The organism is Dermacoccus sp. BD5 (assembly GCF_044878485.1).
Taxonomy (GTDB): domain Bacteria; phylum Actinomycetota; class Actinomycetes; order Actinomycetales; family Dermatophilaceae; genus Dermacoccus; species Dermacoccus nishinomiyaensis.
The window spans coordinates 87,110-104,606 of the sequence record NZ_JANJER010000007.1; the positions used below are offsets into that span (position 1 = coordinate 87,110).

A 17,497-nucleotide genomic window follows, 5' to 3' on the forward strand; every position below is an offset into this window, starting at 1 on the left:
CCGAGACCAGGAGCAGTGCCATGACCGAGACGCCCGACAGCGCCCCGAACCCCGACGAGCGACCGGACGGCGCCCGCCGTCACCAGCTGCCGGGCCAGGCTCCACGCCCTGACGACACGCAGGTGATCCGCTCCGAACCGGCCCGCCTCGACGCCCCGCCCGACGGTGCGATGCCGGCGTCCGCCCCCGCGCCGATGTCCGGGCCTCAGCCCGGTTATCAACAGCCCTGGGCACAGCCGGGGTACGGGCAGCCGAGCCACGCGCAGCCTGGCCAGCAACAGCCGAGATACGGGCAGCCGGGCGCGGCCTACGGCGTCGGCTCGCAGCCTGCCGGTGGCGGCCGTTCGGGACGCGGCGGGCGCGGCCTCGCGCAGATCGGTGCGGCCTCGCTCCTCGCGGCGGCCCTCGCATCAGCCGGGACGTATGCCGTCGTCCAGCACGACGACACCGGCGCCGTCTCGGGCGGCGGTAACTCGACGGTCATCAAGGCCGACCCGGCCGACTTCGCCGACGCCGGCGCGATCAACTGGTCGGCGACGGCCGCGAAGGTCAACCCGAGCGTCGTCTCGATCGACGTCAGCTCCGGCTCCAGCGGCGGCGAGGGCTCCGGCGTCGTGCTCGACAAGAGCGGCAACATCGTGACGAACAACCACGTCGTCAGCGGCGCCGGGTCGAACGCGACCGTCACCGTCACGCTCAACAACAACCGCACCTACCCGGCGAGCGTCGTCGGCACCGACCCGTCCACCGACCTCGCCGTCATCCGCATCAAGGACGTCCCGGACCTGCACCCCGTCGAGATGGCCGACGACAGCAAGCTCGTCGTCGGTCAGCCCGTCATGGCTGTCGGCAACCCCCTCGGCCTCGCAGGCACCGTGACGACGGGCATCGTCTCCGCCCTCGACCGGCCGGTGACGACGAGCGAGAGCGAATCCGACAGCTCCTCGACGTCGACCTCGACCGTCGTGACGAACGCGATCCAGACGAGCGCCGCGATCAACCCGGGCAACTCGGGTGGCGCGCTCGTCAACGGCAGCGGCAAGCTGATCGGCATCAACTCCTCGATCGCGTCGCTGTCGAACGGCGCCTCGGGCGGCCAGAGCGGCAACATCGGCATCGGCTTCGCCATCCCGAGCAACGTCGTGAAGAACATCTCGGGCCAGCTCATCGCCAAGGGCAAGGCCGAGCACGCGCTGCTCGGCATCGGCACGTCGCCGACGGAGGTCAAGAGCGGCAACGCGACGCTGACGGCGGCGAAGGTCGCGTCCGTCGCCCCCGGCAGCGGCGCCGCCAAGGCGGGGCTGCGCAAGGACGACGCGATCACCGCGATCGACGGCGAACCCGTCACCTCGCCCAACGCGCTCGTCGGTCAGGTGCGCTCGCGTACCGTCGGCAGCGCCGTCAAGCTGACGATCATCCGCGACGGTCGCCAGCAGGAGGTCTCGGTGACGCTGGGAGCTCAGTCCGACGTCCAGAAGTGAGCGCTCCGCGCAACGGGTGCCACGCGTAGAGTGAGGGATTCTGCCTCCACTGCCCGAAGGTGGTTCGCCATGCCCGCTCCCGTGCTCGAGCCTGCGCTCGACCCCGTCCTCGACCACGAACGCGCCCACCTGGCCGCCGCACGCGCCCAACTCGCGCGCATGCGCGATTCGGCCGCCTCGCTCGACGCGTCGCGGGCCAGCGACGCCGTCAGCGGCGAGGCGCTCGGGGCCACGCTCGCCCGCCGCGTCGCGGCGCTGACCGACGACCCGTCGACGACGCTCTTCTTCGGCCGCATCGACTGGCGCGACCCGGCCGCGGGTGACGCCGCGCGCGTCGAGGAGCTCTACGTCGGGCGCCGCCACGTCTCCGACGAGGCCGGCGACCCGCTCGTCATCGACTGGCGGGCGCCCGTGTCGACGGCGTTCTACCGAGCCTCCCCTGCCGAACCGATGGGCGTGTCGCTGCGCCGGCGCTTCGGCGTCGAACGCGGCGAGCTGACGGCGTACGAGGACGAGCGTCTCGATGCTCCTGGGGGCAGCGACGAGGCGGGCGCCGACGATCGGGCGGGCAGCGACATCCTCGCCGCCGAGATCGAACGCCCCCGCTCGGGCCCGATGCGCGACATCGTCTCGACGATCCAGCCCGAGCAGGACGCGCTCGTGCGCGCCGACGTCGCGACCACCGTCTGCATCCAGGGCGCGCCCGGCACCGGCAAGACCGCTGTCGGCCTGCACCGCGCGGCGTGGCTGCTGTACTCGTTCCGCGCCCGCCTCGATCGCGCCGGCGTCCTCGTCGTCGGCCCGAACACGGCGTTCCTCGACCACATCTCCGCGGTGCTGCCGTCGCTCGGCGAAGCGCGCGTCGCGCACGCGACGATCGAGACGCTCCTCGACGGCAGCTACCGCGACGACACCCCGAAGAACCGACGCTGGCTCGTGCGCGGCGCGGACGAGGCGCAGGTCGCGGTCCTCAAGGGCGATGCGCGGTGGGCCGGCATCATCCACCGCGCGGTGTGGGCCCACGTCGGGCAGCCCGACGAGGCGCTCGTCGTCCCCCGTGGCGCGCGACGCTGGCGGGTGCCCGCGTACGAGGTGGCCGAGATCGTCGCCGAACTCCGTTCGCGCGGCGTGCGATACGAGGCCGCGCGGGCGATGATGGCGCAGCGCCTCGCGCACAGCGTCATGCTGCAGCTCGAGGCCGCGGGCGATTCCCCCGACGATCGCGTCCAGGATTCCATCGCCCGCAGCGCGCCGGTGAAGGCGTACGTCAAGGCCCTGTGGCCGCAGCTCGACGCCGCCGGCGTCGTCCACCGCCTCCTGGCGGACGCCGACTTCCTGCACGAGTGCGCCGACGGCGACCTCGACCCGCACGAGGAGGTGAGCGCGGTGTGGGAGAAGCCGCCGCGCACCAAGGGGTCCGCGAAGTGGTCACCGGCCGACCTCGCGCTGCTCGACGAGGCGGCCGACTGCATCGAACGCACGACCAGCCTTGGGCACGTCATCGTCGACGAGGCGCAGGATCTGTCGGCGATGCAGCTGCGCGGCGTCGGGCGCCGCTGCTCGACGGGCTCGGCGACGGTGCTCGGTGACGTCGCGCAGGCGACGACGCCGTGGGCACCGGGGTCATGGACTGCGACGATGACACACCTCGGCAAGAGCGACTTCCACCTCGAGGAGCTGCTGCAGGGCTTCCGCGTGCCCGCTGCCGTCGTCGAGTACGCCTCGCAGCTGCTGCCCGTCATCGCGCCCGGCCTCGCCGCACCGCAGTCGGTGCGCAGCAACCGCGGCGAACTCGACCTCGTCGAGACTGGCCCCGACACGCTCGCGGCCGCCGTCACGAATGCGGTGCGCCATGCGACGACGACGCCCGGGTCGGTCGGCGTCATCGCCGTCCCCGGCGCGCTCGACGACATCGCGGAGGCGCTGACGCACGCCGGCATCGGCTTCGGGCGCCTCGGCGCGGATCACGGTGACGACGCCGACCATCAGGTCGAGCTCGTGCCCGCGCAGGTCGCGAAGGGCCTCGAGTTCGACCGCGTCATCGTCGTCGAACCCGCCGACATCGCGGACGCCGAACCCGATGAGGCGACCGGCCTGCGGCGTCTCTATGTCGTGCTGACGCGCGCCGTCAGCGCCCTGAGTGTCGTCCACGCGCGCCCGATCCCGGCGCCGCTGACGTCGTGAGAGCGCACCGATCACGGCGCGCTGATCGCGGCGAGAACGTTGAGTTTCGCGGCGCGCCGTGCCGGCCACCAGGCGGCGAGGACGCCGACGAGGGCGGCGAGCAGGAGGAAGAGCGCGAGCCGCAGCCACGGAATGACGAGCACGTCGACGCCCGAGTTCGCCTGCGTGCGCTGGAACAACACCCCGAAGATCGTGCCGAGCACGACACCGATGACGGCGCCGACGAGCGAGATCGTCACCGCCTCGAGGCGCACCATGGAGCGCAACTGCGAGCGGGCCAGGCCGACGGCGCGCAACAGGCCGATCTCGCGGGTGCGTTCGATGACGGACAGCGCGAGCGTGTTGATGATGCCGAGCACCGCGATGACGATGGCGAGACCGAGCAGGCCGTAGATGAGCACGAGCATCGTGTCGATCGGGGCTCGCTGCTCGGCGGCGTAGCCGGCCTGATCCTTGACCGTGACGGTCGGCAGATCGACGACGACCGAGTCGAGCCCCTTCTTGACGTTCGCCGCATCCGCGCCGGGTCGGCGCAGCACGTAGAGGGTGTTGTCCTTCGTCGAGCCGCCCACCGTCTCGAACGTCGGCATGCTGATGACGTAGTCCGCCGCGCGCGGGCTCGCGTCACGGTCGAAGATGCCGATGACGGTGAGGCGCTTGACGTTCGCTCTGCCGATCGTCAGGCGCGTCACGTCTCCGACCGAGATGCCGTACGCCTTCGCCTTCTCCGACGAGATGAGCACGGAGCGATCATCGAGGGCGTCCTTGCCGGAGTTGAGTTCGACGGGTGCGACCTGACGGAACGTGGCGGCGTCGACGCCTTCGATCGTCGCGGGCGCATCGTTGAACGTGCCGTCACCCAGACGCAGGCGCGAGACGGTCTGTACGCCGTCGACGCTGCGCATCCGCGTCGCGATGGAGGCGGAGATCGGCTCGGAGAACTGCCCACTGACGACGTAGTCGCCGCGGAAGTTCTTCGCGATGAGGGCATCCACGCTGCCCGAGGCGGACGCGCCGAACACCGTCATCATCGACACGAGCGCCATGCCGATCATGAGGGCCGACGCGGTCGCCGCGGTGCGGCGCGGGTTGCGCAGGCTGTTCTCGGCCGCGAGCTGTGCGACGATGCCCGAGCGCGGGCGCGCCACGGCGGCGATCGCGCGCACGACGGGACGCGCGAGCACCGGCGTCGCCGAGATCGTGCCGAACAGCATGAGCACCATGCCCGCGACGAACACCCAGATCGAGGTGTCGGCCGCGAGCTTCCAGGCGGCCAGGGCTGCACCGACGACGAAGACGACTGCCCCGACGACGGCGCGGCGGCGCACCGTCTGCTCGGGTTCGACCTGGTCGTCGCGCATCGCCGCGATCGGCGAGATGCGCGAGGCTCGCCGCGCCGGCAGCCAGGCGGCGAGCGCCGTCACGCCGAGCCCGACGAGCAGCGACACCGCCACTGTGCGCGGTTCGAGGACGAGCCCACCGGTGTCGATGTCGGCGCCCAGCGCTGAGAGCAGCGCTGAGATGCCCTTCGCGAGCAGCACGCCGACCCCGATGCCGACGAGTGAACCCACGAGGCCGACGACGAGCGCTTCGACGAGCACGCTGGCGAGGACCTGGCGTGACGACGCGCCGAGTGCCCGCAGGAGCGCGAGTTCGCGGCTGCGTTGCGCGACGAGGATGCCGAAGGTGTTGACGATGAGGAACGAGCCGACGAGCAGCGCGACGCCCGCGAACACGAGCAGGAACGTCGTGATGAACGACAGCGCCTTCTTGATGCCGCTCGCGGCCTCGTCGGAGGCCTGCTTGCCGGTGACCGCCTCGAAACCCTTCGGCACGAACGGTTTGATCTGCTCGACGACGGTGCTCTGCGACACCCCGGGGCGCGCCTGGACCCACAACGAGGTGTAGGCGTCCTTGCCGTCGAGGAACAACTGCTGCGCAGTCTTCGTGTCGACGACCGCGAGCGTCGAGCCCACCATCGAGCCGTTCGGGTAGCTCGCGTACCCGACGAGCCGGCCGGACCAGCGCGGCGTCTGGCCCGAAGTCAGGATGCTGACGGTGTCGCCCAGGTGGTAGCCGCCGCGTTCGGCTGTCTTCGCATCGAGCGCGATCTCCCCCGCCGACGTCGGTGCCCGCCCCTGCGTGATGTGCAGCCCGGGCACGCCGTCGGCGGCGCGTGCGTCGTGGTAGTTCACCCCGAACGCGGGCGCCCCCTGGCCGCCGATGACCTTGCCGTTCTTCGCGAGGACGGTGGCGCTCATCGACGAGACGACGCCGTCGACCTGCGCGACGCCCTTGGCCGAGCGCGCCTTGGCGAGGACGTCGGGGCCGATCGTGCGCGTGTCGCCGCCGCGCGAGTGCTGCGAGGCGTCCTGGGTGGCACGCACGGTGGCGTCGCCGACGGTGCCGTTCATGATGCCGCTGAACGCGCGGTTGAGGGAGTCGGTGAACATGAGCGAGCCGGCGACGAACGCGACGCCGAGCACGATCGCGAACGTGCTCATGAGCAGGCGCAGCTTGCGCGCCCAGACGGCCTTGAGCGAGGTGGTGAGCACGTCAGCGCCTCGCGGCGGCGTCGAACGCCTTCATGCGATCGAGGACGCGCTCGGACGTCGGCTCACGCATCTCGTCGACGACGCGTCCGTCCGCGAGGAAGACGACGCGGTCGGTGAAGCCCGCGGCGACGGGGTCGTGCGTCACCATGACGATGGTCTGGCCGAGTCGGTCGACGCTGCGGCGCAGGAACGACAGCACCTCTTCGCCTGAGCGGGAGTCGAGGTTGCCGGTCGGTTCGTCCGCGAAGATGATGTCGGGCTGCGTGACGAGCGCCCGCGCGCACGCGACGCGCTGCTGCTGGCCGCCGGACAGCTGGCTCGGGCGGTGCCCGAGCCGTTCGCGCAGGCCGACGGCGTCGATGACGTCGTCGAACAGCTCTTGATCGACCTTTCTGCCCGCGATCGAGGCGGGCAGCATGATGTTCTCGCGCGCCGTCAGCGTCGGCACGAGGTTGAACGATTGGAAGATGAAGCCGATGTGGTCGCGCCGCAGCCGCGTGAGGCGCTTGTCGTCGAGGGAGCTGACCTCGATGTCACCGATGAAAACCCGCCCCGACGTCGGTGTCTCCAGCGCCGCGAGGCAGTGCATGAGCGTCGACTTGCCCGAGCCGCTCGGGCCCATGACGGCGGTGAACTCCCCTTCGAACAGCTCGAGGCTCACCCCGTCGAGGGCGAGCACCCGGGCGTCATCCTCGCCGTAGGCCATCGTCAGGCCGTCGGCCTCGGCTGCCACCACACGCTTCGTCATGATGCCAAGGTAGCTGTCCACTCCGACAACCGTCCCCCGGGCCGCGAGACAGGCTCGTTCATCCACAGCTGTGACGGCTGCGTGGCTCTGTGGACGGCCCGAAGCACGGGTGGGCGCCGTCGGCCTACCGTCGGAGGCAAGCGCCACGGGAGCAGCCCGCGCGCCCCACGAAAGGCACATCATGGCATCGCAGTACACCGTCGACTCCGACGCGATCTCCGCTCACGGCACCGACACCGCGACGCTCGTCACCGACCTCGAGACGTCTCTGACGAACCTCAACACGAAGCTGACGACGCTGCAGACGCAGTGGAAGGGTTCGGCGCAGACGAACTTCACCTCGCTCATGACGACGTGGAACACCGACATGAACAAGCTGAAGTCGACGCTCGACACGATCAGCTCGACGCTGCACCTCACGAGCAGCGAGTACTCGACGGCGGAGGACAACAACGTGCGCCGCTGGGTCACCGCCTGAGCGCGGCACCTGCCGGCCGTCGGGCCCGACGACGTGTCGGGCCCGACGGTTCGTCACAGCGCCGCGGCGAGCTCCGTGGCCTGCTTGATGGCGCGCTTCGCGTCGAGCTCTGCGGCGACGTCGGCACCGCCGATGACGGTGACCTTCGCCGGGTCGAGACCGAACGTGTCGGCCACCGACTCCTGACCCGCGCAGATGACGACGGTGTCGACGTCGAGCACGCGCTTGGTCGGCTCCTGGCCCTCGAACTTCGCCTTCGCCTCGGCGGGGACGCTCGCGTACTTCGCGTCGAGGGCCTTGAGCTGCGGCACCATCGTCAGGGGCAGGCCCGTCTTCTTCGACGCCTTCGTCAGCGGCCCGACGGCGCGCGGCGGCGTGGGCGTGATCGTCAGGTGCAGGCCGGCGTCGTCGACCTTGTCGTAGGTGGCGCCGCCGATGAACTCGACCTTCGAGTCCTTGAGCGTCTGGCGGTGCACCCAGCCGCTCGTCTTGCCCAGGCCCTTGCCGAGCGCGGCGTGCTTGCGCTGCACGAGGTAGACCTGGCGGCGCGGCTTCTCCGTGACCTTCTCGACGATGTTGCCGGGCACGTTCTCCGACTCGGTGACGCCCCAGCGCTCCATCCAGTGCTTGAGGTTCTCGTGCGGCTCGTGCAGCAGGTACTCGCTGACGTCGAAGCCGATGCCACCGGCACCGACGACGGCGACGCGCTCACCGGCGACCTTCTCACCGCGCAGCAACTCGTCGTACATGACGACCTTCGCGTGGTCAATGCCCTCGATGGCGGGGCGACGCGGCGTCACGCCCGTGGCGAGGACGACGTGGTCGTAACCGTCGAGCGTTTCGGCGTCGGCACGTGTCGAGAGGCGGACGTCGACCTTCAACTCGTCCAGCCGCGTCATGAAGTAGCGCAGCGTCTCGGCGAACTCCTCCTTGCCGGGGATGTTCATCGCGAGACGGAACTGGCCGCCGAGGTGGTCGCGTGCCTCGAAGAGGGTGACGTCGTGGCCGCGCTCGGCGAGGTTCGTCGCGGCGGCGAGCCCGGCGGGGCCCGCGCCGACGACGGCGACGCGCTTGGCGCGCGGCTTCGGCACGGGCAGCAGGACGAGCTCGCCCTCGCGTCCGGCCTGCGGGTTGACGAGGCAGCTCACCTTCTTGCCGCTGAACGTGTGGTCGAGGCACGCCTGGTTGCACGCGATGCACGTGTTGATCAGGTCGGCGCGGCCCGCCTGCGCCTTCTTGACGAAGTCGGGGTCCGCGAGCAGCGGACGCGCCATCGAGACCATGTCCGCGAGACCGTCCGCGATGATCTGCTCGCCCACCTCGGGGGTGTTGATGCGGTTGCTCGCGATGACGGGGATGTCGACCGCGGCGCGCAGCTTGCCCGTCGCCCACGCGAACGCGGCGCGCGGCACCGACGTCACGATCGTCGGGATGCGCGCCTCGTGCCAGCCGATGCCGGAGTTGAACATCGACACGTCACCCTGCAGGTGCTGCGCGAGCGTCGCGATCTCCTCGAACGTCTGGGAGTTGTCGACGAGGTCGGCCACGGAGATGCGGTACAGGACGAGGAAGTCGTCGCCGGCGGCATCGCGGACGGCGCGCGCGATCTCGCGCGGCAGCGTCATGCGCTTCTCGGCGGAGCCACCGAAACGGTCGGTGCGGTCGTTCGTGCGGGCGGCGAGGAATTGGTTGATGAGGTAGCCCTCGGAGCCCATGATCTCGACGCCGTCGTAGCCGGCGTCCTTCGCGAGGCGCGCCGAGTTCGCGTAGTCGCGGATCGTCTTCTCGACGTCCTTCGTGCTCATCGCGCGCGTGCCGAACGGCGTGATCGGCGACTTCTTGTTCGACGCGCTCTTGCTCCAGGGCGTATAGCCGTAGCGGCCCGCGTGCAGGATCTGCATGACGATGCGCCCGTCGTGCTCGTGGACGGCGTCGGTGACGAGCTTGTGCCGCCCGAGCTGCCGCTTCGCCGTCAGCATCGAACCCATCGGGCCGAGCTGGCCGGTGATGTTCGGCGCGAAACCGCCCGTCACCATGAGCGCGACGCCACCCTCCGCACGTGCCGCGAAGTAGCGCGCGAGCTGCGGGAAGTCCTTCGCCTTGTCCTCGAAACCGGTGTGCATCGAGCCCATCATGACGCGGTTCTTCAGCGTGATGCCGCCGACGTCGAGGGGGCTGAGCAGGTGCTCGTAACTCATCGTGTTCTCCCGGGTGCTGGGGTGCGTTCGTTGTCGGGCTGTCTGTCGTTCACGTCTGCGGTCTGTCGTCCACGGCGACGCTCGCCGCGAGGTTCCCGTCGGCGTCCACATTCAGGTTTTCGGCCTCATCACCGTCTTCACCCCTGCGTGCAGGTGCACCCGGGTGCACCTGCACGCAGGAGGTGGGCAGCGTCTCGCCGCTCAGCAGCGCCACGATCTCGTCGCACCACTCGAGCATGGCGCGTTCGGTGCGGATTCCCCCGCGCAGGACGGCGTAGGTCGGACGCTCCTCGTCGCTGAGGGATGACGGATCGGGGTAGTGCCTCGCGCAGTTGGCCTCGAAGTAGGCGAGCTGGGCGGCGTGCTCGTCGCGATGACGGCGGATGTCGGCGACGACGGCGTCCGCGTCGCCGAAGCGCATGCCGCGCACCTTGACGGCGAACTCGGAGCGCAGCGTCTCGCTCGGGGTGGGTGTGCGCGTCCACGCGAGTAGTTCCGCACGACCGGCCGGGGCGATCGTGTAGACGCGACGGTCGGGGCGCCCCTCGCCCGCCTCGGTGCGGACCTCGACGAGGCCTGCGTCCGCCATCTTGGCGAGGACGCGGTAGATCTGCTGGTGCGTCGCGCTCCAGAAGAACCCGAGCGAACGGTCGAAGCGCCGCGTCAGGTCATACCCGCTCGCCTCGCGCTCGGCGAGGGACACGAGCAACGCATGCTGCAACGACATGCACTTAGTTTCATATGCGCAGATGCGCATGTCAACCGCCTCGATGTTGCCCGCGATTCGAGGCGCGTCACGCCCGATACCCGGGCAACATCGCGAGAGGAAGTGCTCCCTGGACGACAAAAGGCTGACGCCCGCCCGAGCATTCACTCAGGCGGGCGTCAGCCCGTGGAGGCGCGCTTTCTCAGAAGCCCATGCTCTCTCGGGCTTCTTCCTCACACTCCGCTCCGGCCGGCCCCCGTCCTCGCATTCGCTCGGGGGGCGCCAGCCGTGGCGTACGTGCTTTTGTCAGAAGCCCATACCGCCCATGCCACCGTCCATGCCCGCCGCAGCGTCAGCGCCGGCGTTCTTCTCCGGCTTGTCAGCGATGACGGCCTCGGTCGTGAGGAACAGCGCCGCGATGGACGCAGCGTTCTCCAGCGCCGAACGCGTCACCTTCGCCGGGTCGATGATGCCCGAGGCGATCATGTCGACGTACTCACCGCTCGCAGCGTTCAGACCCTGACCGGCGGGAAGCGAGCGCACCTTCTCGACGATGACGCCCGGCTCGAGGCCCGCGTTCGTCGAGATCTGCTTGAGCGGAGCCTCGGCAGCGACGCGAACGATGTTCGCACCCGTCGCCTCGTCGCCCTCGAGAGCGGAGAAGGCCGACTCGGCGTCCTTCGTCGCCTGGATGAGCGCGACGCCACCACCGGCAACGATGCCCTCCTCGACGGCTGCCTTCGCGTTGCGCACAGCGTCCTCGATGCGGTGCTTGCGCTCCTTGAGCTCGACCTCCGTCGCGGCACCCGCCTTGATGACGGCGACGCCGCCGGCGAGCTTCGCGAGGCGCTCCTGCAGCTTCTCGCGGTCGTAGTCGGAGTCGGAGTTCTCGATCTCGGCGCGGATCTGCGCCACGCGGCCCTTGATCTGCTCGTCGTCGCCAGCACCTTCGACGATCGTCGTCTCATCCTTCGTCACGACGATCTTGCGGGCGCGGCCGAGCATGTCGAGCTCGGTCGACTCGAGCTTGAGGCCGACCTCCTCGGAGACGACCTGGCCGCCCGTGAGGATAGCGATGTCACCGAGCATCGCCTTGCGGCGGTCGCCGAAGCCGGGAGCCTTGACGGCGACGGCCTTGAACGTGCCGCGGATCTTGTTGACGACGAGCGTCGACAGGGCCTCGCCCTCGACGTCCTCGGCGATGATCGCGAGGGGCTTGCCGGACTGCATGACCTTCTCCAGGACGGGCAGCAGGTCCTTGATGTTCGAGATCTTCGAGTTGACGATGAGGATGTACGGGTCGTCGAGGACGGCCTCCATGCGCTCGGTGTCGGTGACGAAGTAGCCCGAGATGTAGCCCTTGTCGAAGCGCATGCCCTCGGTCAGCTCGAGGTCGAGGCCGAACGTGTTCGACTCCTCGACCGTGATGACGCCTTCCTTGCCGACCTTGTCCATCGCCTCGGCGATGAGCTCACCGATCTGCGGGTCAGCGGCGGAGATGGACGCGGTCGCAGCGATCTGCTCCTTGGTCTCGATCTCCTGGGCGTGCTCGAGCAGCTGCTTGCTGACGGCGTCGACGGCCGTCTGGATGCCGCGCTTCAGCGCCATCGGGTTCGCGCCGGCCGCGACGTTGCGCAGACCCTCGCGCACCATCGCCTGGGCGAGGACGGTGGCCGTCGTCGTGCCGTCACCGGCGACGTCGTCGGTCTTCTTCGCAACTTCCTTGACGAGCTCGGCGCCGATCTTCTCGTACGGGTCCTCGAGCTCGATCTCCTTGGCGATCGAGACACCGTCGTTGGTGATCGTGGGGGCGCCCCACTTCTTCTCCAGCACGACGTTGCGGCCCTTGGGGCCGAGGGTCACCTTCACGGCGTCGGCGAGCGTGTTCATGCCGCGCTCGAGGCCGCGACGGGCCTCCTCGTCGAAAGCAATGGTCTTGGCCATGGCTGTGGTTCCTCCACGTGACGTTCGGATCGACCACATCAGCGCCCGCGACGGACGGGCCCGATCACGCGCCGGTCATGTCGGCGCGCCCCGAACCCTCACTGCTGCAGTCAGGCTTTTGTCACTCTCACGATCAGAGTGCTAACCCCATGATTAGCACTCGCCCCCACCGAGTGCAAACCCTCCGCGCACGCACCCGCGTGTTGTTCGCTCATAGCGGCACCCCGACGTCTGTCGTGCGGCTGCCAAGATGGGCTGCGGCGCCACGAGAGCGGCGACATGCGGGGACGTGGCGGCGCGCTGAGCCGCGGTTCAGACGGTGCGTCGACGCCCCGCGCGGCGTCGCTGGATCCGCTTGACGAGCAACGGATCCGCGGCGAGCGCCGCCTCGGTGTCGGCGAGCTTGTTGAGCTGCTGGTAGTACTGCGTGCTCGTCAGCCCGAAGCGCTCCTTGATCGCCGCTTCCTTGGCGCCGGGCAGCTTCCACCACTCGCGTTCGAAGGCGAGCATCGCACGGTCGCGCTCGCTCAGCCCGGGCGCGTCGGCGTCACCGGGCACGTGGGCACCCGCGGGGGTCTCGATCATGGCCATCCGCTCAGGATACGGGGCCGCCCGGCCCGTTCAAACCGCGCTCGGGGCGGGTTGTCAGACCCGCGCGATAGGTTGGACGCATGCCTCGTCCGTACGACGAACTCGTCCACCCGAGCTGGGTCGAACCCCTCGCGCCCGCCGCCGAGCACATCGCCGCCGCGGGGGCGTTCCTGCGTGACGAGGTGGCCGCGGGGCGCGGCTACCTGCCTGCGGGCGACGCCGTGCTGCGCGCGTTCACGCAGCCGTTCGACGAGGTGCGCGTCCTCGTCGTCGGCCAGGATCCGTACCCCACGCCCGGGCACCCGATCGGCCTGAGCTTCGCCGTCGCACCCGACGTGCGGCCCATCCCCCGCAGCCTCGCGAACATCTACACCGAACTGCACGACGACCTCGGTCTCACCCCGCCCGAGCACGGTGACCTGTCGGCGTGGACCGATCAGGGGGTGCTGCTGCTCAACCGCGTCCTGACGGTGCAGCCCGGCAAGCCGGCGAGCCATCGCGGCAAGGGCTGGGAGCACGTCACCGCGACGGCGATCAACGCGCTCGTCGCGCGCGATCAGCCCCTCGTTGCCATCCTGTGGGGGCGCGACGCGCGCTCACTCGCGCCGCATCTCGGCGACACGCCGACCGTCGAGTCGGCCCACCCCTCACCGTTGTCGGCCCGCAGCGGCTTCTTCGGCAGCAAGCCGTTCAGCCGCACTAACGCCCTGCTCGAAGAACTCGGCACGCACACGATCGATTGGCGCATCCCGTGACAGACACGACCCCCGACACCCATTCCTCCGACGAGGCGCCCGCGGCCCGCAGCGGCCACGAGCGGACGTGGCGACGCTATGTCGCCATCGGTGACTCCTTCACCGAGGGCATGAGCGACCCCGACCCGCGTCAGGACGACGCCTACCTCGGCTGGGCCGACCGGCTCGCCGTCGACCTCGCTCAGGTCGCCGACGGCGCGGGGCACGGATTCGAGTACGCGAACCTAGCGATCCGGGGCAAGCTGCTCGCCGACGTCGTCGGCCCGCAGCTCGACGCCGCGCTCGCGATGCAGCCCAACCTCGTCAGCATGGTCGGCGGCGGCAACGACATCATGCGCCCGAACGTCGACCTCGACGACGTCGCCGATCAGCTCGAGGCCGCCGTCGTCCGCCTCAAGGACGCCGGGGCCGACGTCATGCTCGCGACGATGGTCAACCCCACGGGTTCGAAGATCATGGCCCGCTTGCGACCGCGCATCAGCTGGCACATCGCGAACCTGTGGGGCATCGCGCAGCGGCACGACTGCTACGTGCTCGACGTGTGGGGCATGCGTGCACTGCGGGACATGCGCATGTGGGGTGCCGACCGCCTGCACCTGTCCCCCGAGGGCCACCGCCGTGTCGCGCAGCAGGCGGCGTGGACGCTGGGCCTGCCGACCGAGGGCGACTGGCTCGACCTGCTCCCGCCGCTCGAACCGAAGCCCGCCCGACAGCGCCTGGCAGAGAACGCCGAGTGGTCGAAGGAATACTTCGGCCCGTGGATCGAACGCCGCCTGCGCGGCACGAGCTCGGGTGACGGGCGTGAGGCGAAACGCCCCCACCCCATGCCGATCGACCCGAGCGTCGCCGCCGAGCTGTTCCGACGGGCCTGACCACCCCCGGCGTCCTCGCCCCGAGAACCGATCCGATCAGCCCACCGAGAGACAGAAGGCCACGAGGATGAATCGTTCCCTCACGACGGCGACCGCCGCCACCGCATCCGCCGCCGTGCTGGGTCTGTCCGGCTGCGGCGGGTCGAGCAGCACGAACTCGTCGGGCTCGAACGCCGCCGGCAGCTCCTCGGCCACGGCGAGCTCGAGCAAGACCATCACCGTCCTCGCCGCGGCCTCGCTCACCGAGAGCTTCACCAAGCTCGCCGAGGACTTCGAGAAGAACCACCCCGGCGTCGAGATCAAGATGAGCTTCGCAGGCAGCCAGGACATCGCGCGCCAGCTCAAGGGTGGTGCACCGGCGGACGTCGTCGCCATGGCCGACACGACGACGCCGAAGACGATGCCGATCGACATCACGCAGGGCAAGACCTGGACCGACTTCGCGACGAACGAACTCGAGATCGCGACGCCCAAGGGCAACCCGGGCCACGTCTCCGACCTCGCGAGCCTCGCGAAGGTCAACACCGTGCTGTGTGCCAAGACCGTGCCGTGCGGTCGCGCCGCCGGCAAAGCGCTGACGAAGGCGAACGTCCACGCGCACGTCGTCAGTTACGAGCAGAACGTGAAGTCGACGCTCGCGAAGGTCTCCTCCGGTGACGCGGACGCCGCCGTCGTGTACCGCACGGACGTCAAGGCCGCCGGTGACAAGGTGACGGGCGTCGATATCGCGTCCGGCTCGAACGTCAAGACGACGCTGCCGATCGCGACGTGGAGCGACAACGAGTACGCCAAGCAGTTCGTGCAGCTCATCACCGGCGCCGAGGGCCGCAAGGTGCTGAGCGACGCCGGGTTCGGCTCGCCGAGCTGACGTGAGCGCCCCCAGCGCCAGCAGAACGAGCCCCACCCGCCGCGCCCCCGATGCCGGCGGTGTGGTGCTCGGGGTGTTCGCAGCGGTCGCGGTCGCGTTCGTCGTCGTCCCGCTCGTTGCGCTCCTGCTGGAGGTGCGCTGGTCGCACTTCGCCGCCGACCTGCAGACCGCCGGCACACGCGACGCTCTCCTGCTGTCGCTTCGCACCACGACGACGACGGCAGCCCTGTCCGCACTGTTCGGCACCCCTCTCGCCTGGTGGCTCTCACGCCTGCGGGGGCGTGCCGCCGCGTGGCTGCGGGCGTTCGTCACGGTCCCCCTCGTGCTGCCGCCCGTCGTCGCCGGTGTCGCCCTGCTCGACGCGTGGGGGCGCGGCGGCCTCATCGGCACGGTACTGCAAGACACCTTCGGCACGTCGCTGCCCTACTCGTGGGTGCGCGTCGTGCTCGCCGAGACGTTCGTCGCGATGCCGTTCTTCGTCGTCGCCGCCGAAGGCGCGTTCCGCGGCATCGACGCGCGGTGGGCGCGCACCGCCACCGCGCTCGGCGCGAGCCGCTGGTACACGCTGCGCCGCGTCCTCATCCCGATGGCGGCGCCGGGCCTGCTCGCGGGGTTGACGCTCTCCTGGGCACGCGCTCTCGGTGAGTTCGGGGCGACGATGACCTTCGCCGGCAGCTTCCCCGGCACGACCCAAACAGGCCCCCTCGCGGTGTATCAGGCGCTCGACATCAGTCAGGACGCCGCCACCGCCCTCGCGGCCCTCATGCTCGGCATCTGCCTCGTCGTGCTCGCCCTGCTGCGCGGACGCTGGAGCGGTGCGCGATGAACCCGCCTTTCTCGCCCGAACCGCCTGAGACGCCCGAACCGGAGGGGCTGAGCTTCGCCGGCACGATGCGGCGCGGCTCGTTCGAGCTCGAGGCCGCGTTCACGTGCGCCCCCGGCGAGGTGCTCGGGGTGCTCGGCCCCAACGGCAGCGGCAAGTCGACGCTCGTGGCCGGCATCAGCGGCCTCGAACATCTCACGAGCGGTGAGCTGCGCGTCGGGGAAGCCTGTTGGGACGACGGGCGCGGTCACGCCGTGCCCCCCGGCCACCGTCAGGTGGGTCTCATGACCGCGGCGGGAGACATCTTCGGCCATCTCGACGCCCTCGAGAACGTCGCGTTCGGGCTGCGGGCGCGGGGCGTATCGCGCTCCGCCGCGCGCCGTCGTGCCCGGCAGGAGCTCGAGCAGGTGGGCATCGCCGACCTCGCGAGCCGCCGTCCGCACGAGTTGTCGTCAGGCCAGGCACAACGCGTCGCGCTCGCTCGCGCGCTGGCTCTCGACCCTCGGGTGCTGCTGCTCGACGAGCCGCTGTCGGCCATCGACCAGAGCGGCCGCGACGAGTTGCGCGCGCTGCTCGGCGAGCGCCTCGCGCGCACCGACGCCGTCACCCTGCTCGTCACTCACAACCCGCTCGAGGCACTGACGCTCGCCGACCGGCTGCTGTTCCTCGAAGCCGGGCGCGTGACGCAGCTCGCGCCGCCGCAGGACGTCGTGCGCTATCCGCGCACGGCGTTCGCCGCCCGCGTCGTCGGCCTCAACCTGTGGCGAGGGACGAGCGACGGTCGCGCCATCACGACACCGGGTGGCGCCCGCATCATGGCCGCCGACGTGCCGCCGTCGGGCGAGCGGGCGTTCGCGGCCTTCGCGCCGACCGCGGTCTCGCTGTGGCGCGAGGTGCCCGCCGGGTCGCCTCGCAACACCTGGCCGCTCGTCGTGCAGCAGATCGAGCACACCGGGACGTTGGCCCGCGTGCACCTGCGGGGTGACGCAGGCGTCGCGGCCGATCTCGTGGCCGACGTGACGCTCGAGGCCGTCACCGAACTCGGCCTGCACCACGGCTCGCACGTCGCAGCGAGCGTCAAGGCCACCGACGTCACGCTGTACCGCTGAGCCCTGAGCGCCCGAGCTCCTCCTGCCCTCCTGCACCATCGCGACGGCCTCGCCCGACCCTCTTGCGCTCAGACGCACCCGGGTACTTTGCACGCAGGTGCATCTGGGCGCACGGAGGCGGGGCCGCCATGTCGTCGGAGCGGCATGACGAGCCAGGCGCCACGGGAAACGAGGGTGACCCACTT

14 protein-coding genes are annotated in these 17,497 nt (G+C 70.4%); 8 read left to right on the forward strand and 6 right to left on the reverse strand.

Going from position 1 to position 17,497, the window contains the following annotated elements; genetic code table 11:
• Window positions 1-20 precede the first annotated feature (20 nt).
• A complete protein-coding gene (locus tag NQ706_RS07200; protein ID WP_235181942.1) occupies window positions 21-1,481 on the forward strand; it encodes a trypsin-like peptidase domain-containing protein in 1,461 nt (486 codons plus the stop codon).
• A gap of 69 nt (window positions 1,482-1,550) precedes the next feature.
• The gene (locus NQ706_RS07205) at window positions 1,551-3,665 is read left to right on the forward strand and encodes a HelD family protein (RefSeq protein WP_404360647.1); all 2,115 of its coding nucleotides are present in this window, start codon (window positions 1,551-1,553) and stop codon (window positions 3,663-3,665) included.
• 11 nt (window positions 3,666-3,676) lie between these two features.
• On the opposite strand, the gene NQ706_RS07210 is transcribed toward NQ706_RS07205, so the two are convergent.
• Together NQ706_RS07210 and NQ706_RS07215 are read right to left on the reverse strand one after the other, a co-directional pair.
• Entirely contained in the window at window positions 3,677-6,220 is a 2,544-nt protein-coding gene (locus tag NQ706_RS07210; protein ID WP_038569289.1) for an ABC transporter permease, read from the reverse strand.
• 1 nt (window position 6,221) lies between these two features.
• The gene (locus tag NQ706_RS07215; RefSeq protein WP_200874216.1) at window positions 6,222-6,968 is read right to left on the reverse strand and encodes an ABC transporter ATP-binding protein; all 747 of its coding nucleotides are present in this window, start codon (window positions 6,966-6,968) and stop codon (window positions 6,222-6,224) included.
• A 181-nt stretch (window positions 6,969-7,149) separates the two neighbouring features.
• Between NQ706_RS07215 and NQ706_RS07220 the strand changes: the two genes are divergently transcribed.
• Window positions 7,150-7,446: a WXG100 family type VII secretion target gene (locus NQ706_RS07220; protein WP_006943722.1), complete on the forward strand. Its 297-nt coding sequence runs from the start codon at window positions 7,150-7,152 to the stop codon at window positions 7,444-7,446.
• A 53-nt stretch (window positions 7,447-7,499) separates the two neighbouring features.
• Here NQ706_RS07220 and NQ706_RS07225 read toward each other — a convergent pair whose 3' ends face one another.
• The 4 genes from NQ706_RS07225 to NQ706_RS07240 all read right to left on the reverse strand — a co-directional run bounded on the left by NQ706_RS07225 (window position 7,500) and on the right by NQ706_RS07240 (window position 12,885).
• Window positions 7,500-9,644: an NADPH-dependent 2,4-dienoyl-CoA reductase gene (locus NQ706_RS07225; protein ID WP_038569290.1), complete on the reverse strand. Its 2,145-nt coding sequence runs from the start codon at window positions 9,642-9,644 to the stop codon at window positions 7,500-7,502.
• 49 nt (window positions 9,645-9,693) lie between these two features.
• On the reverse strand, window positions 9,694-10,371 hold the full coding sequence (locus NQ706_RS07230) for a PadR family transcriptional regulator (RefSeq protein WP_081873729.1): 678 nt from the start codon (window positions 10,369-10,371) through the stop codon (window positions 9,694-9,696).
• A 285-nt stretch (window positions 10,372-10,656) separates the two neighbouring features.
• Window positions 10,657-12,294: a chaperonin GroEL gene (gene groL / locus NQ706_RS07235; RefSeq protein ID WP_006943711.1), complete on the reverse strand. Its 1,638-nt coding sequence runs from the start codon at window positions 12,292-12,294 to the stop codon at window positions 10,657-10,659.
• 312 nt (window positions 12,295-12,606) lie between these two features.
• Window positions 12,607-12,885, reverse strand: a complete 279-nt coding sequence (locus tag NQ706_RS07240) for a DUF3263 domain-containing protein (protein WP_006943707.1) — start codon at window positions 12,883-12,885, stop codon at window positions 12,607-12,609.
• 80 nt (window positions 12,886-12,965) lie between these two features.
• On the opposite strand from NQ706_RS07240, the gene NQ706_RS07245 reads away from it, so the two are divergent.
• From NQ706_RS07245 to NQ706_RS07265, 5 genes are all read left to right on the forward strand, one after another.
• Window positions 12,966-13,640, forward strand: coding sequence for a uracil-DNA glycosylase (locus NQ706_RS07245; protein WP_038569292.1), 675 nt, complete (start codon window positions 12,966-12,968; stop codon window positions 13,638-13,640).
• A complete protein-coding gene (locus NQ706_RS07250) occupies window positions 13,637-14,512 on the forward strand; it encodes an SGNH/GDSL hydrolase family protein (RefSeq protein ID WP_038569294.1) in 876 nt (291 codons plus the stop codon). Before NQ706_RS07245 ends, NQ706_RS07250 begins: the two co-directional genes overlap by 4 nt.
• A gap of 67 nt (window positions 14,513-14,579) precedes the next feature.
• Window positions 14,580-15,380: a molybdate ABC transporter substrate-binding protein gene (gene modA / locus NQ706_RS07255; protein WP_038569296.1), complete on the forward strand. Its 801-nt coding sequence runs from the start codon at window positions 14,580-14,582 to the stop codon at window positions 15,378-15,380.
• Window position 15,381: 1 nt separating this feature from the next.
• The gene (gene modB, locus NQ706_RS07260) at window positions 15,382-16,206 is read left to right on the forward strand and encodes a molybdate ABC transporter permease subunit (RefSeq protein WP_235181943.1); all 825 of its coding nucleotides are present in this window, start codon (window positions 15,382-15,384) and stop codon (window positions 16,204-16,206) included.
• Complete coding sequence (locus NQ706_RS07265) at window positions 16,203-17,312, forward strand: ABC transporter ATP-binding protein (RefSeq protein ID WP_081873730.1); 1,110 nt, start codon at window positions 16,203-16,205, stop codon at window positions 17,310-17,312. Before modB ends, NQ706_RS07265 begins: the two co-directional genes overlap by 4 nt.
• Window positions 17,313-17,497 lie beyond the last annotated feature (185 nt).

Excerpts from the sequence above, each read along its gene's own strand:
- modA (WP_038569296.1), top strand. The coding sequence starts at position 14,580 with ATGAATCGTTCCCTCACGACGGCGACCGCCGCCACCGCATCCGCCGCC.
- NQ706_RS07200 (WP_235181942.1), top strand. The coding sequence starts at position 21 with ATGACCGAGACGCCCGACAGCGCCCCGAACCCCGACGAGCGACCGGAC.
- NQ706_RS07220 (WP_006943722.1), top strand. The coding sequence starts at position 7,150 with ATGGCATCGCAGTACACCGTCGACTCCGACGCGATCTCCGCTCACGGC.
- NQ706_RS07240 (WP_006943707.1), bottom strand. The coding sequence starts at position 12,885 with ATGGCCATGATCGAGACCCCCGCGGGTGCCCACGTGCCCGGTGACGCC.
- NQ706_RS07230 (WP_081873729.1), bottom strand. The coding sequence starts at position 10,371 with ATGTCGTTGCAGCATGCGTTGCTCGTGTCCCTCGCCGAGCGCGAGGCG.
- NQ706_RS07245 (WP_038569292.1), top strand. The coding sequence starts at position 12,966 with ATGCCTCGTCCGTACGACGAACTCGTCCACCCGAGCTGGGTCGAACCC.
- NQ706_RS07265 (WP_081873730.1), top strand. The coding sequence starts at position 16,203 with ATGAACCCGCCTTTCTCGCCCGAACCGCCTGAGACGCCCGAACCGGAG.
- NQ706_RS07225 (WP_038569290.1), bottom strand. The coding sequence starts at position 9,644 with ATGAGTTACGAGCACCTGCTCAGCCCCCTCGACGTCGGCGGCATCACG.
- groL (WP_006943711.1), bottom strand. The coding sequence starts at position 12,294 with ATGGCCAAGACCATTGCTTTCGACGAGGAGGCCCGTCGCGGCCTCGAG.
- NQ706_RS07215 (WP_200874216.1), bottom strand. The coding sequence starts at position 6,968 with ATGACGAAGCGTGTGGTGGCAGCCGAGGCCGACGGCCTGACGATGGCC.
- NQ706_RS07205 (WP_404360647.1), top strand. The coding sequence starts at position 1,551 with ATGCCCGCTCCCGTGCTCGAGCCTGCGCTCGACCCCGTCCTCGACCAC.